Below are 13,449 nucleotides of genomic sequence, written 5' to 3'. Positions count from 1 at the left end.
AAGGTCTTCCGGATCAGGAGAAGGTGCGCAGGTACTCCGCGACGGCGGCCGCGTACGCGCCCGGCGGCAGGGTCAGCGGGGCCGGGACCGGCACGGCCGGCGGCAGGGCGGCCGTCGCGGCGGCGAACGCGCCACGGTGCGCCGGCGACGCGTGCCCGTCGGGGGTGAGCCAGAACCGGCCGGCGGCCACGTCGTAGCCGGCGAGACCCGCGGCGCTGAGCCGGTCGACGGCTCCGGTGAGCTCCGGCTCGGTGGGGATCGCGTGGTTGAGGTAGTCGGCGGTGCCGATGACGCCGCGCAGCGTGGAGCCGGTCGCGGCGTCCCGACCGGCGATCGACCGCAGCAGCCACACGTCCGACGTGGTCCACCCGGTGTCCATCCGTCGCAGCGTAGTGCCGTACCCCGACGGGACCGGAAATCGGGTGATGCGGCGCTGCCCGCACCCCGGCGGCCGGTGCCCGGGACCACGCTGGGCACATGCACCGCGTCACCAAGCTTCTGCTGCTCCTGTCCGTCATCGTGGCCGGCGGGTGCTCCCGGTCGGCCGGCGGCGCGCAACCCGCCCCGTCGCCCCGGGTGACGTCCGCGACCGGCACGTTCGCCGCGTACACGCCCGGCGCGACCGCCGTCACCTACGACCCCGGGCTGGTCCCCGCGGGCGCGGTCGCGACGGTGAGCATCGCCCAGACGTCCGGGGACAGCCGGGTCTGGTTCACCGTCGCCGGGCTGCTGCCGAACCGCGGCTACGGCGTCCACCTGCACACGAACCCGTGCGGCGCGACCGGCGCGGACGCGGGGCCGCACTACGAGCACCACCGCCCGCCGGTGCCGCCGGCCGCGCCGTCCCAGCCCATGCCGACGCCCGCCGCCGCACCGGGCTCCGCGTCGGCCTCGGCGCCGAATTCGGCTTCGGCTTCGGGGAAGGCGTCCGCGCCGATGCCGCCGGCGAACCCGTCCTACGCCAACCCGCAGAACGAGGTCTGGCTGGACATCACCACCCGCGCCGACGGGCGGGGCTCGGCGGTCGCGACCCACCCGTGGACGTTCGACCAGCCGCCGCGGTCGCTGGTCATCCACGCGACGCCGACGAAGACCGGAGGGGCCGACGCCGGTGACGCCGGCGCCCGGGTCGCCTGCCTGACCCTGCCCGCGTGACCGCACCGGAGCCAACGGCGGTCGAGGACGACCCGGCCGGGGACGACCCGGCCGGGGACGACCCGGCCGGGGACGACCCGGGCGGGGAGGACGCGGCCGGGGTCCGTGCGCTCGAGGAGGTGGTGCCCGACCGTCTGGTCGTACCGCTGCCGACCGGTGCACGTGTCCTCGTCTGTGGCGACCTGCACCTCGGCTCCCGCCCCACCGCCGCGTCCGCGCGCCTGGAACGGGACCTGGTCGACCGCCTCGCCCGGTGGGACGGGCCGGGCGCGGTCGTGCTCAACGGCGACGTCGTCGAGCTGTGGGGCGAACCCGGCGGCACCGTCGAGGCCGCCCTCGACGCCCACCCCGACCTGACCCGGGCCCTGCGCGAGTTCGCCGCGGCACCCGGCCGGCAGGTCGTCGTGGTCGTCGGCAACCACGACGCGCCGATCGCCTGGGACCGCGTGTCCGCGGACACCTTCGCCCGCCGTGCCGGTGCCCGGTGCGCGCTGTCGGTGGACCTGGACTTCGACCTGGGCTTTGACCTGAGTTCAGACGCCCCGGCCGGACGCCGGGTCGTGCGGGTCGAGCACGGTCACGCGTTCGACCCCGCCAACGCGCTGCACGACCCGCGCAACCCCCTGGACTCGCCGCTGGGGCAGCACATCGTGCAGGAGGTGCTGCCGGAGGTGCGCCGCAGCCCCCTGCTCGCCGACCTCGCCGCCATCGCCGACCCGAACGCCGTCGGCCAGTTCGTCGCGTCCCGGCTCGTGTACCGGCGCCTCGGCGTGCACGCGTGGTGGCTGCTGCTGCCGCTGCTGGTCGCGGCGCTGCTGCGGCTGCCGGAGCTGGTCCACCTGCTGTCGGCGCACGCCGGGTTGCGCCGGCTGCCGCAGTGGACCGCCGTCGCCGGCGTCGGGCTGCTCGTCGAGGCGGCGCTGCTGCTGGCCCTGGCCCTGCTGACCGCGCGTGTGGTGTACGCCGCGATGGCCGGCAGCCGCCTCGGCCCCCGGGGCATGCACCTCAACGGTGCGCCGCGGGCCGTCGCCGCGGCGCTGTGCGCCGACGGGCTCGCCGGGCTGATCACCGGGCACACGCACCAGCCGGAGCTGGCGGCCGTGCCCGGCGGGTTCTACGCCAACAGCGGCTGCGGGGCGCGATGCGTGGAGGCGCGGCCCGCCCGGTGGTTCCTGCCGCCGGTGTTCGCCGCGGTGCTGCGCCGCTCCTGGGTGGAGCTCGGCGCCGACCGGGACGCCAGGGACGTCAGGGTGCGGCTCGTCGTCGCCGAGTCCCCGGCCGGCGGGACGACCCGCCTGGAACGGCTCGCCGCCCGCCGCCGGCCCGCCACCGCGCCGGACACGCCGGAGGTGGTGGCGACGGTCCCCGGTGAGGCCGGGTGGCCGCTGCCCCAGGACGGCCTGCGGCAACGGGTCCGGGACGAGCGGGTCCGCCGGATCGCCGCGTGGGCGGTCGCCGCGGTGGCGGTGCTCAGCCTGCTGTCGGCGCTGACGACGCCGCTGCGGGGGCGGCTCGCCGCGCTGCTGGAGGCGCTGCCGGTGGAGGTGCCACAGGCGGCCGCGGCGACAGTGGTGTTCGTGGGCACGGCGCTGCTGCTGCTCGCGTGGGGGCTGCGCCGGGGACGCCGGCTCGCATGGACGCTCACGGTGCTGCTGCTGGCCGCGACCGCGGTCCTGCACGTGCTGAAGGGCATCGACGTGGAGGAGGCGGTCCTCGCCGCCGCCGTCGCCGGTTGGCTGCTGTGGCACCGGGCCGCGTTCCCGACCCGGCCCGACAGCCGGCAGGTCCGGCTCGCCACGGTGACGCTGCTCGGCGGCGGGCTGCTGGTCGCCGCGGTGTCGGCGGTCCTGGTGCTCGTCGCCGGGGAGCGCGGCGTCGCCGGGGAGACCGCCCGCGCGGTCGCCGGTCGGCTCATCGGGGACCGGGTGACCCCGCTGCCGTCGACGATGCCGTTGCTGGCCCCGGCGCTGTACGCGGCCGGGCTCAGCCTGCTGCTGCTCGTCGGCTGGCTGCTCGTCCGCCCGCGGCTGCACCGCCCGCCGAGCCCCGCGGAGCACGCCGCCGACCTCGAACGGGCCCGCCGGATCGTGTCCGAGCACGGCGGGGACACCCTGGCGTACTTCGCGCTGCGCGAGGACAAGTCGTGGTTCTTCACCGGTGACTGCGTCGTCGCCTACGCGGTGCGCGACGGCGTGTGCCTGGTCTCGCCCGACCCGATCGGCCCACCGGAGCAGTGGACATCGGCGTGGACGGAGTTCACCGCGTTCGCCGACCGGCACGGCTGGCCGGTCAGCGTCGTCGGCGCCGCCGCCGGCTGGCTGCCGGTCTACCGGGCGGCGGGGCTGCGGCCGGTGTACCTCGGCGACGAGGCGATCGTCGACTGCGGCACGTTCACCCTCGACGGGCGGGCGATGAAGGGGCTGCGCGGCGCCTGGAACCGGGTCGGCCGCGCCGGGTACACGGTGCGCTTCTACGACCCGGCGGCGCTCCCCGAGGACCTCGCCGGGCAGCTGCGGGAGCTGATGACGCAGAGCCGCCACGGCGACGTCGAACGCGGTTTCTCGATGACGCTGTCGCGGCTGTTCGACCCGCGCGACACCGGGCTGCTGCTCGCCGTCGCGCACGGGCCGGACGGGCGCCCCGGCGGCTTCTGCCACTGGATCCCGGCGGCGGACATCTCCGGCTGGTCGCTGGACGTGATGCGCCGCGGCACCGCCGAGGACCTGCCGAACGGGCTCACCGACTTCATCATCGTCGAGACGATCCAGCAGCTGCGGGAGTGGGGCTCGTGGGGGCTCGGGCTCAACTTCGCCGTGATGCGCGGGGTCCTGGCCGGGGAGCGCGGAGAGGGGCGGCTCAGCGACCTGCAACGCAGGCTGCTGCACCGGTTCTCCGACAGCATGCAGATCGAGTCGTTGTGGCGCTACAACGAGAAGTACCGGCCGATCTGGCGCCCCCGGTACGTCGTGCTCAGCGGCAGCGAGCTCGCCCCGATGCAGGGGCTCGCGGTCGCCGGCGCCGAGGGCGTGACCGAGCTGCCGGTGATCGGCCGGCTCCTCGGTCCGTGAACGCGCTCGCCCTCACCCTCGCCGTCTGCGCGGCGGTCGGCTACGGGATCTCGTCGGTGCTGCAGGCGGCCGGCGCCCGCCGCTCCCCCGGGGTGCTGCACACGCTGCGCCAGCCCACGTACGTCGGCGGCGTCGGCCTCGACCTCCTCGCTTGGGGATTGTCCCTGGCCGCGCTGCGGACCCTGCCGGTGTATCAGGTGCAGGCGGTCCTCGCCGGGTCCCTGGCCGTCACCGCCGTCGCCGCGCGGCTCGCCCTCGACGTGCGGCTGCGCGCGGTGGACGGCGCCGCCGTGGCGGTCACCGTCGTCGCGCTGGTGGCCCTGGCCGCCGCGTCCGGCTCGCAGGACCCGGCGCCGCCCCCGGCCGCGGTCCGGCTCGGCCTGGCCGTGGCCGCGGTGCCGGTCGCCGTCGCCGGGTGGGTCGCGGCCCGGTGGGCGTCCCCGAACGTCACCGGCGCCGTCGCCGGGCTGGCGTTCGGCGGTGCCGCCCTGTGCGCCAGCGCCGTCAGCTGGCCGCGCGACCCGTGGCAGGTGGCCACCGAACCCCTCGCGTTGGCCCTGGCGGCGTTCGGGCTGACGGGGATGCTGCTGTACGCGCACGCCCTCGAACACGGCCAGGTGGGCCCGGTGACGGCGCTGCTGTGGATCGTCGAGGTCGTGGTGCCGTCGGTGGTCGGTGTCGCGCTGCTCGGCGACGGCGTGCGACCCGGCTGGGGCGCGGTCGCGGTGATCGCGGTCGCCGCGACCGTCGGCGCCGCGACCGTCCTCGCCCACGCCCCGGCGAACGCCGCCACCGCCGCGTGACCGGCCGCGCCGCGCGGGCCCGCACGGACGCGGCCGATCCGGCGGGTCGCCGCTGACAACCCGCGCGGCGCCCGCGAGCGTCGACCCGGTATGCCCACCACCGCACACCCCGCGCCCCGGCCCGCACCGCCCCCGTCCGCCGGGTGGGCAGCGGGCGGGCAGCGGGGACGGCGGCGGTACGGCAAGATCGACGGCGTGAAGGCCCGCTGGCTCCCTGTCGCCGCGGCGGCCGTCCTCGCGGGCTGCGGCACGACGCCGGCCCACCCGGGCGGCCCGCCCGTGGCCCGGCCCGGCGTGTCGTTCGCCGCGACGACCCAGGCACCGTCATCGTCGCCGCCGGTGGTCGCCCCGCCGTCGCCGGCCTGCCTCGCCCCGGGCGTGGCGCTGACCGTCGGGGAGGTCGACGCGGCGATGGGCCTGCGCGCGGTCGGTCTGACGTTGCGCAACTGCGGCACCGCGACGTACACCGTCAACGGCTACCCCGCCGTGGAACTGCTCGACGCCGACCGGGCGCCGCTGGACGTGGCCGTCCTCAACGGCACCTCGAACGTGTCGACCATCGAACGGTTCAGCGGCCCGCCGAAACGCGTCGACGTCAAGCCCGGCGGCACTGCCGTCGCGGTGCTGGTCTGGCGCAACCTCACCACCGACGCGGCCACCGTCGCGAAGGGCGAATACCTGAGCGTCGCCCCCGCGCAGGGGCAGCCGCGGCACGTCCTCGCCCTCATGGTCGACCCCGGCAACACCGGCAAGCTCGCCGTCAGCCCGTGGACCGCCCCGTGACCACGCGGCGCCGCCGCAGCGCCGCCGCGGTCGGCGTGGCCGTCGCCGCCTTCGTCGTGCTGGTCGCCGGCTGCGCCGTCACCGCCGTCGTCGCGTTGGACACGTTCGTCGGCGACGGGGTGCGCGTCGACTGCAGGACAGCGTCGGCGGCGCTGCTCGACCGGATGGCCGCCGACCCGGTGCTGACCGCCGACGTGCCCGGCACCGAGGTCACCGCCCAGCGCCGGGCCAACCCCTGCGACCCCGGCGAGGAGTCCCCCGCGTCGGTCACCGTCGTGCGGGCGCTCACCCCGGGCGCCGCCCCGGTCGCTGTGCGCGCCCGATACGAGGAGCTGCTCACCACGAACGGCTGGACCCTCGCCGGTGCCGGTGAGGTGCTGTGCGGTACCCGTGCCGTCGAAGACCGGACCATCGCCTTCCGACTGCGGCCGGGCGCGCCACCGCAGAGCGTGGAGGCGACGATCTGGTTCTTCGGCTTCCGGCGCGACACCTCCTGCTGACCCCACGGTCAGCGACCACACACCCGGCGGCCACCTCGGCGGCGCACAGTCGGCAAGATGGACGCCACCGCGTTGGCCCGGTCGCTGATGGACCCGATCCCGGCGCACCGCACCGTGGGACTCGAGGTCATCAGCGCCGTCAACGGCGTGGGCGTGGTGGCGGTGACCGCGCCGCCCGCCCTCGCCAACGTGATCGGCTCGCTGCACGCCGGCGGCCTCATCGCGCTCGTCGACGCGGCCGGGCTCGCCGCGATCATCTCCGCCGCTCCGACCGACAGCGCGTTCCACGGGGTCGTGCCCCTCGGCGCGGCGGCGACGCTGCGGTTCCTGGCGCCGGCCCGCGGCCGCCTGGTCGCCACCTGCCGGCTGGACCCCGAGGCCCGCGAGGCCCTCGCCGAGGTGTTCATCGGCGTGTCGACCCGCGCCCGCGTCACCACCGCGACGGACGTCGTCGACGACACCGGCGCCGTGGTGTGCCAGGGCGGGTTCGACTGGAGCGTCCGCCGGTCGGCCGGATGACGGGCCGGCTCCGGCTCGCCGCCGAGCACTTCCTGCTGTTCTATGTCCTCGTCGCCGGCTACGCCCTCGCCGACCCGCCGGGCGGCCCGATCCCCGTGCTGGTGGTCCTCGCCGTCGCCGCGGCCCTGTACCTGCGCCGCCAGGGCGGCCTCGACCGGCGGGACCTGTGGCGGCCCGAGGCGCTGCGCGACGCGTGGCGGCCCGCGCTGGCCCTCTGGTGCGGCACCGCCGTCGCGATGACCGGTCTCGTCGCGTGGCTCGCGCCGGACCGGCTGTTCGAGCTCCCGCGCGAGCGTCCCCTGCTGTGGGCGGCCATCGTCGTGTTCTATCCGCTGCTGTCGGTGTACCCCCAGGAGCTGCTGTTCCGCGCGTTCCTGCTGCACCGCTACGCGCCGCTGTTCCCCGGCCCGCGCTCGGCCGCGCTCGCCGGCGCGGCGGCTTTCGGGTTCGCGCACGTCATCTTCGGCAACGTCCTCGCGGTCGCGCTGACCCTCGCCGGCGGCTGGCTGTTCGCCCGCCGGTATCAGCGGACCCGGTCACTGTTCGTGGTCTCGCTCGAGCACGCGGCCTACGGGCTGCTCATCTTCACCGTCGGCCTGGGCGGCTCGTTCTATCACGGCACCGCCTGAGTTCTATCACGGCACCGCCTGAGCGACCCGCCATCGGCGGATGACCGCGAGCCCCACCATGTACAGCACCACCGCGTTGAGGCAGTGCCAGAGGAAGTGGGTACCGACGGGAAAAGCGCCGCACACGGAACCGTCGACGGTCCGCAGCGTGAGCGAGGCCGCGAAGACCGCCGCGGCCAGCAGCAGCAACCCGCCCTCCCCCGCCGCGCCGGGCACCGTGGACCTGATCGCGATCCCGAAGCCGGCCAGGCCCAGCAGCGCCGGCACATAACCGCCGAAGGCACCACCGGCCGCGAACAGCGCCGCGTTCACGCCGACCGCCGCGACCAGGTACGCCGGGGCGGCCACCCACGCCCGCCGCCAGGGGACCCGCCACATCCAGTGCACGAGCACGACGACCGCGGTCAGGATGAACGCCAGGATCGACAGCGTGTCCAGCGCGGCGGTCGCCGTGGTCGCGAACGTGTGGAACGACAGGCTGCACCCGCCGACGACACCGAGCAGGACCGGCAGCAGCCAGACACTGCCCGGCGCCCGTGGGCCACCGGACCGGGCGGTCGCGGCCAGGCGCCACACCAGCAGCCCGGCGGCGACCAGGAACGCCAGGTTGCTCACGGCGTTGGCGGGCTCGTTCCACAGGCCCGGCGCGGTCCGTTCGCAGTACGAGTCGACGTACACGATCCTCCGATCAGGGGCGGGCCGGCCCGGCCCGCCCCTCGGGTGCCGGTGGTCAGGCCTGGTGCAGGGCCGAGGTGCCGGCCTCGATCACGTAGGACGCGGTGGTGCTCACCGGCGCGGTCCGGGTGGCGATCGTGTCGACGCTGCGGGCGTCGGTGCGCCAGCCGGCCCGGGTCAGCTCGCACCGCAGGTAGCCGCGCTTCGAACCGTCGAAGTACCGCACGTGCGGGTTGAACGTCGGGTTGACCGCCTTGAGCGGCCCGTCGAACGCGATCGGGAAGTCCGAGCTGATCGACGTGGCGGTCAGCTCGACCGCGACCGACGCCTGCTCGGGGCGGTCGAAGTCCAGCTTGAGCTCGCTGAGCCAGGTCGAGTGGATGTCGCCGGCGAGCACGACCGGGTTGGCGACCTTCGCGTCGACGAGGTGCCGGAGCAGGCGGTCGCGCTGCGGGGCGTAGCCGTCCCACTGGTCGAGGTTCGCCACGATCGGCGGCACGCCACCCGTCGGGTTCGGGAACTTGATCCGGCTCATCATGACCTGCTGGGCGATGACGTTCCAGCGGGCCGGCGAGTGCTCCAGCCCCCGGGCCAGCCAACGTTCCTGGTCCTCGCCGGTGAGCGTGCCCGTCGTGTTGGCGGTGCCGGCCTGCGGCAGCCCGAAGTCGCCGGGGAAGCCACCCGGCTGGTCGGTGCGGTACTGCCGGGTGTCCAGCACGTTGACCCGGGCCAGCCGGCCGAAGTCGAACCGGCGGAAGATCCGCAGGTCGGCGCTGCCGGGCTTGAGGTCGGCCCGGATCGGCATGTGCTCGTAGTAGGCCTGGTACGCGGCCGCCCGCTGCCGCCGGAACTGTTCCGCGGTCTGCAGTTTCGCGCCGGTGTCGTCGATCTCGTCGGTCAGGGACGCGTAGTTGTTCTCGGTCTCGTGGTCGTCCCACGTCACGATCCACGGGAAGGCGGCGTGCGCGGCCTGCAGCAGCGGGTCGCCCTTGTACTGCGCGTGCCGGGCCCGGTAGTCGTCGAGCGTCTGCAGCTGGTCGACGCCCGGGGTGGCCGGTGTGGTGTGCCGCCGGTCGGGGTACACGCTGTCCGGGTCGTACTCGTAGATGTAGTCGCCGAGGTGCAGCACCACGTCGAGGTCCTCGGCGGCGAGCGCGGCGTACGCGGGCCAGTACCCGTTCTGGAAGTCCTGGCAGTTGACGATCCCGAACCGCAGCGCCCCACGGTCCGCCGACGGCGCCGGCGCGGTCTTCGTGCGGCCGACGGGGCTGAACTCGCCGAGCGCCCGGAAGCGGTAGAAGTACTCGTGCCCGGGCCGCAGCCCGCGGGCGTCGACGTGCACGGAGTGCCCGAGCTGCGGCACCGCCACGGTCCGCCCGGCCCGCACCACCCGGTGGAACCGCTCGTCGAGCGCGACCTGCCAGTCGACGCTCACCGGCCGGGCGGGCAGCGGCCCGGCCGCCCCCAGCAGGCGCGTCCACAGGATGACGGCGTCGGGGAGCGGGTCGCCGCTGGCGACGCCGAGCGCGAACGGGCCGGGGTGGTCCGGCAGGTGGCCGGGGTGCGCGCCGGCGGGGTCGGCAGCGGTGAACGGCAGGACGATCGCGCCCGCCGTCGCCGCGGACGCGGTGAGCACCTGACGTCGAGTGAGCATGGGACCTCCCAGAGTGGATCCGGTGTCGGCTCACTCTGCGTCCCGCACCGGTCGCCTCCGGGAACACGAGACGAACACCAGCTGGCCGTTCCCGCCCCGCCGGCCCCGGGCGGCGCATGACGGGCGGCGGCACCGGGTACCACGGCCGTCATGCGCCTCGCCACGCTCGTCACCGTCCTGCGGCAGGCCGCCGTCCGGGTGTTCCTGCCGGTCCTGGTCCTGTACGGCGTGCTGGTCGGCCTAGGCCTGCTCGTGACGCGGGTCCTGCCGGGCGCGTGGCCGCTGACCGTCGAGGACGCCGTGAACCGGGGCCTGGCGGCGCACCGCTCCGGCGGCCGCGACGACGTGTCGCTGGTGTTCAGCACGATTGCCAGTACCCCGGCGATCATCGCGGTGACCGCGGTCGCGGCGGGCGTCCTCTGGCTCGTCCTGCGCCGCTGGCGGGAGCCGCTGTTCCTGATCGCCGCCGTCAGCGCCCAGGCGGTCGTGTTCCTGTTCACCACCCTCGCCATCGACCGGCAGCGGCCCGAGGTGGAGCGGATGGACGGTTCGCTGCCGACGTCGAGCTTCCCGTCCGGGCACACCTCCGCCGCGGTCGCGCTCTACGGCGGGCTGGCGCTCCTGCTGGCCCGCTCCGCCGGCCGGCCGTCGACCCGGGCCGCCTGGTGGGCGCTGCTGGTCCTGGTGCCCATCGGGGTGGCCGTGACCCGCATGTACCGCGGCATGCACCATCCCAGTGACGTCGTCGCGTCGTTCCTCAACGGGGCGACCTGCCTGGTCATCATGGCCCGCGGCATCCTCGACCGGGCCGTGCCCCGGGGCCCGCGGGGCGGCGCGGGCCGGGTGCCACGCCAGCGCGGCGAGGTCACCGCGCCGGCGCCCACCGTCCCGTGAGCCACGCGGCCGTCTCCACGGACCGGCTGACGGTGCCGTCGCTGCTCAGCGGGACCGGCTGGCGGTGCCGTTGCTGCTCAGCGGGACCGGCTGACGGTGCCGTTGCTGCTCAGCGGGACTGGCTGGCGGTGCCGTTGCTGCTCAGCGGGACTGGCTGACGGTGCCGTCGGCGGAGATGCGCAGTCCCGCCTGCGGTGCGCCGCCGGCGCACGCCGAGGTGGTGGCGCCGGCCGTCGCGGCGCCGCCGGGGCAGACGATCGACGGGTGCACCCGCAGCTCGGCGGTGATCGCCAGGGGTGCACCGGCCGGCGTCGTGACGGTGACCGTGACCGGGTCCATGGTGAGCTGCGGCACCGGCGCGTACCCGTACCCGGGGCCGGGGCCCGGCAGGTGCGCGACGCCGCACGCCATGTCGGGATCCGCCGTCCCGGACGGGCACGGCATGGCACTCACCGGCCCGGAGATGTGCAGCGGCACGTCCTGGTCGTGGCAGCCCCAGCCGCCGCAGACCCGCACGTGCACCAGCGGCACCCGCGGCGCCACGGCCTCGTCGACCTCGACCCCGAACCCACGCAACGGGGCGGGCCCACCGACCATCCCGTCCGGGGCACCCGCCCCATCGGGAGCGGCACACCCGCCCAGCGCGCACACCAGCAGCACGGCCACAAGCCTTCTCACGTCAGTACCGACGCAGCCGCCCGATCTCCGGTTCCCCCGCCGCTCAACTTCCCGGCCGCTCAACTTCCCGGCCGCTCAACTTCCCCGCCGCTCAACTTCCCCGCCGCTCAACTTCCCCGCCGCTCAACCGATCGCGACCACCTGCCGGCCGTCCGCGGACCGCCGGGCGGCCTCCAGCACGGCGAGGGTCGCCACCGACCCGGCCGGGTCCACCGGCGGCGGCCCACCGTCGCGCAGCGCGGCCGCGAGCCCGCTGTAGAACCGCTGGTACGCACCCGGTTCCGTCCGCACGACCGATTCCGCACCGTCGACGGTCAGCACGCCGTACCGCGCCGGATCGTCCTCACCCCAGCCCTCATCGGTGGGCCGCCCGCCCGCTTTCAGCGCGTCCTCCTGCACGTCCATCCCGTGCTTCGTGTACGCCCCCCGATCACCGAGCACCCGCAGCCGCGGCCCCGCAGCCGCCGCGAGGGCACTCATCCACAGGTGCGACCGGGCGTCACCGTCGTGCCGCAACGCCACGAACACGTCGTCGTCGACCTGGATGCCGGCGCGGCGGCTGTGGACCTCCGCGTACACCTCCGTCGCCGGCCCCAGCAGCTGCAACGCCTGGTCGACGAGGTGACTGCCGAGGTCGTACAGCAGCCCACCGACGTCGGCGGGGTCGTCGCTCTCCCGCCAGCCGCCCTTCGGCACCGGCCGCCACCGCTCGAACCGCGACTCGAACCGCAGCACCCGCCCCAGCCTGCCCTCGTCCACCAGCCGCCGCGCGGTGAGGAAGTCGCCGTCCCACCGCCGGTTCTGGTACACACTGAGCAGCAACCCCCGCTCCGCCGCCAGCCGCACCAGCGCCGCCCCCTCGGCCGCGGTCGCCGTCAACGGCTTGTCCACCACCACCGGCAACCCCGCATCGAGCGCCGCCCTGGCAAGCGGCGCGTGCGTCCGGTTCGGCGAGGCGACGACAACCACGTCGAACTCACCCGCCGACTCCCACAACTCCTCGGCCGTGCCGAGCAGCGCGGCCCCCGGATACGCCCCGGCCGCGGCCCGTCGCCGCTCCGGGTTGGCGGTGACGATCGCACTCAGCCGCAGCCCGGCCGTGGTGCTGATCAGCGGTGCGTGGAACGCCGCGCCGGCCGTGCCGTATCCGACCAGCCCGACGCGCAAAGTGGTGTCGCTCATACCCCGCAGTCTCTCCTACCCCACCACCCCCCACCCCACGATCCCCCCGCGACCACCCGACGTCGATCTGTGCAAGGCCCCAACGGTTGGTGGTGCACCGATTCCCGGGGTCGTGTCCGCTGTCGTGGTGTGCGAGCGGCCGGGTGGAGCCTTGGATCACGAGCCGCCGCATCCGCCGCCACGTTTCTGGCGAACATCCGTGCGATGTTCCGATGCTGGCATGACGATCCGTTGTCGGCGCCCGTCGCCTGCCGCGCGGTTGCGCGTCGATCGGGCGGGCGGTCGGGCGGGCGTGATCGAAGTCGTGCACGGGCTGCGCGGACAGCCGGTCCGCGACTTCGATCACTAGGAAGATCCACTCCCGGCGGGGCACAAGCGGGTGAAGAGGCGGATCCTCGGCAGCGCCGGATCACCTGACCTGGAAATCGTTCTCGGGGTCAGGAAGATTGTCCAGAACACCCTCTTTGCCTGGGTACTCAACGCCCGGGGATCTCTCCGGTGATCGAGTGATGGGCCGGGATTCGTGGTGCCACAGGCCGCCGACCTTGCCGCGTTTCTCGGACTGCGGGAAACCGGCGATTACCTGGTTGATGAGTGACGCTCGGGAGTCACTCATCAACCAGGTAATCGCAAGATCTCCGATGCTGCCGCATTAGTGATCGACCAGTGGTGCAGCCCCGGAGCCCATGGTCGGCGTGTGAACCGCCCACCTCCAACGATCACCGAACAGATGGATCGCGCCGCTCGTGGCACCCAGACCACGGGGGCCAGCGCACCGGCCGGATGCCTACCGGAAGCGGCAACGGGTCGCACTGGCCGGAGTGTCCGCGGGTGTGGTCACGTCACCAGCTCCAGCAGGTCACGCACCGTCTCGGAGAACGTGACGGGGTCGACCACCGCGATTCTCTG

13 protein-coding genes are annotated in these 13,449 nt (G+C 75.1%); 8 read left to right on the top strand and 5 right to left on the bottom strand.

Annotation, left to right across the window (positions count from 1 at the left end; translation table 11 throughout):
* Positions 1–13: 13 nt before the first annotated feature.
* Complete coding sequence (locus Dsi01nite_RS03630) at positions 14–379, bottom strand: hypothetical protein (RefSeq protein ID WP_203844560.1); 366 nt, start codon at positions 377–379, stop codon at positions 14–16.
* A gap of 98 nt (positions 380–477) precedes the next feature.
* Here Dsi01nite_RS03630 and Dsi01nite_RS03625 point away from each other — a divergent pair, with 98 nt between their 5' ends.
* The 7 genes from Dsi01nite_RS03625 (at position 478) to Dsi01nite_RS03595 (ending at position 7,457) form a co-directional block, all read left to right on the top strand.
* Positions 478–1,155 (top strand): superoxide dismutase family protein, encoded by a 678-nt coding sequence (locus tag Dsi01nite_RS03625; RefSeq protein WP_203844559.1) that lies wholly within the window; start codon positions 478–480, stop codon positions 1,153–1,155.
* A complete protein-coding gene (locus Dsi01nite_RS03620; RefSeq protein ID WP_203844558.1) occupies positions 1,152–4,223 on the top strand; it encodes a phosphatidylglycerol lysyltransferase domain-containing protein in 3,072 nt (1,023 codons plus the stop codon). The genes Dsi01nite_RS03625 and Dsi01nite_RS03620 overlap by 4 nt, the downstream gene beginning before the upstream one ends.
* On the top strand, positions 4,220–5,026 hold the full coding sequence (locus Dsi01nite_RS03615) for a hypothetical protein (protein ID WP_203844557.1): 807 nt from the start codon (positions 4,220–4,222) through the stop codon (positions 5,024–5,026). The genes Dsi01nite_RS03620 and Dsi01nite_RS03615 overlap by 4 nt, the downstream gene beginning before the upstream one ends.
* A 90-nt stretch (positions 5,027–5,116) precedes the next feature.
* Positions 5,117–5,809 carry a DUF4232 domain-containing protein gene (locus Dsi01nite_RS03610; protein WP_203844556.1) on the top strand — a complete coding sequence of 231 codons (693 nt, stop codon included), beginning with the start codon at positions 5,117–5,119 and terminating at the stop codon, positions 5,807–5,809.
* Entirely contained in the window at positions 5,806–6,309 is a 504-nt protein-coding gene (locus Dsi01nite_RS03605) for a hypothetical protein (RefSeq protein WP_203844555.1), read from the top strand. The genes Dsi01nite_RS03610 and Dsi01nite_RS03605 overlap by 4 nt, the downstream gene beginning before the upstream one ends.
* Positions 6,310–6,366: 57 nt before the next feature.
* Positions 6,367–6,828, top strand: a complete 462-nt coding sequence (locus Dsi01nite_RS03600; protein ID WP_203844554.1) for a PaaI family thioesterase — start codon at positions 6,367–6,369, stop codon at positions 6,826–6,828.
* The gene (locus tag Dsi01nite_RS03595; RefSeq protein WP_203844553.1) at positions 6,825–7,457 is read left to right on the top strand and encodes a CPBP family glutamic-type intramembrane protease; all 633 of its coding nucleotides are present in this window, start codon (positions 6,825–6,827) and stop codon (positions 7,455–7,457) included. Before Dsi01nite_RS03600 ends, Dsi01nite_RS03595 begins: the two co-directional genes overlap by 4 nt.
* Before the next feature lie 6 nt (positions 7,458–7,463).
* Here Dsi01nite_RS03595 and Dsi01nite_RS03590 read toward each other — a convergent pair whose 3' ends face one another.
* Positions 7,464–8,135 (bottom strand): hypothetical protein, encoded by a 672-nt coding sequence (locus Dsi01nite_RS03590; protein ID WP_203844552.1) that lies wholly within the window; start codon positions 8,133–8,135, stop codon positions 7,464–7,466.
* 52 nt (positions 8,136–8,187) lie between these two features.
* Positions 8,188–9,786, bottom strand: a complete 1,599-nt coding sequence (locus Dsi01nite_RS03585; protein ID WP_203844551.1) for an alkaline phosphatase D family protein — start codon at positions 9,784–9,786, stop codon at positions 8,188–8,190.
* A 150-nt stretch (positions 9,787–9,936) separates the two neighbouring features.
* On the opposite strand from Dsi01nite_RS03585, the gene Dsi01nite_RS03580 reads away from it, so the two are divergent.
* Entirely contained in the window at positions 9,937–10,680 is a 744-nt protein-coding gene (locus Dsi01nite_RS03580; protein WP_203844550.1) for a phosphatase PAP2 family protein, read from the top strand.
* Positions 10,681–10,821: 141 nt separating this feature from the next.
* Here the strand turns inward: Dsi01nite_RS03580 and Dsi01nite_RS03575 are convergent, their stop codons facing one another.
* Together Dsi01nite_RS03575 and Dsi01nite_RS03570 are read right to left on the bottom strand one after the other, a co-directional pair.
* The gene (locus Dsi01nite_RS03575) at positions 10,822–11,358 is read right to left on the bottom strand and encodes a hypothetical protein (RefSeq protein ID WP_203844549.1); all 537 of its coding nucleotides are present in this window, start codon (positions 11,356–11,358) and stop codon (positions 10,822–10,824) included.
* Positions 11,359–11,481: 123 nt separating this feature from the next.
* A complete protein-coding gene (locus Dsi01nite_RS03570) occupies positions 11,482–12,540 on the bottom strand; it encodes a Gfo/Idh/MocA family oxidoreductase (RefSeq protein ID WP_203844548.1) in 1,059 nt (352 codons plus the stop codon).
* Positions 12,541–13,449: the final 909 nt, after the last annotated feature.

Source organism: Dactylosporangium siamense (assembly GCF_016862795.1).
GTDB classification, from domain to species: domain Bacteria; phylum Actinomycetota; class Actinomycetes; order Mycobacteriales; family Micromonosporaceae; genus Dactylosporangium; species Dactylosporangium siamense.
The sequence above is the reverse complement of the archived record's forward strand: the minus strand, read 5'-3'. Positions and strand labels throughout refer to the sequence as shown.

Bases quoted from the DNA above. Each gene is read 5' to 3' on its own strand.
- Dsi01nite_RS03580 (WP_203844550.1), top strand. From the start codon at position 9,937: ATGCGCCTCGCCACGCTCGTCACCGTCCTGCGGCAGGCCGCCGTCCGG.
- Dsi01nite_RS03600 (WP_203844554.1), top strand. From the start codon at position 6,367: ATGGACGCCACCGCGTTGGCCCGGTCGCTGATGGACCCGATCCCGGCG.
- Dsi01nite_RS03630 (WP_203844560.1), bottom strand. From the start codon at position 379: ATGGACACCGGGTGGACCACGTCGGACGTGTGGCTGCTGCGGTCGATC.
- Dsi01nite_RS03570 (WP_203844548.1), bottom strand. From the start codon at position 12,540: ATGAGCGACACCACTTTGCGCGTCGGGCTGGTCGGATACGGCACGGCC.
- Dsi01nite_RS03610 (WP_203844556.1), top strand. From the start codon at position 5,117: ATGCCCACCACCGCACACCCCGCGCCCCGGCCCGCACCGCCCCCGTCC.
- Dsi01nite_RS03625 (WP_203844559.1), top strand. From the start codon at position 478: ATGCACCGCGTCACCAAGCTTCTGCTGCTCCTGTCCGTCATCGTGGCC.
- Dsi01nite_RS03585 (WP_203844551.1), bottom strand. From the start codon at position 9,786: ATGCTCACTCGACGTCAGGTGCTCACCGCGTCCGCGGCGACGGCGGGC.
- Dsi01nite_RS03595 (WP_203844553.1), top strand. From the start codon at position 6,825: ATGACGGGCCGGCTCCGGCTCGCCGCCGAGCACTTCCTGCTGTTCTAT.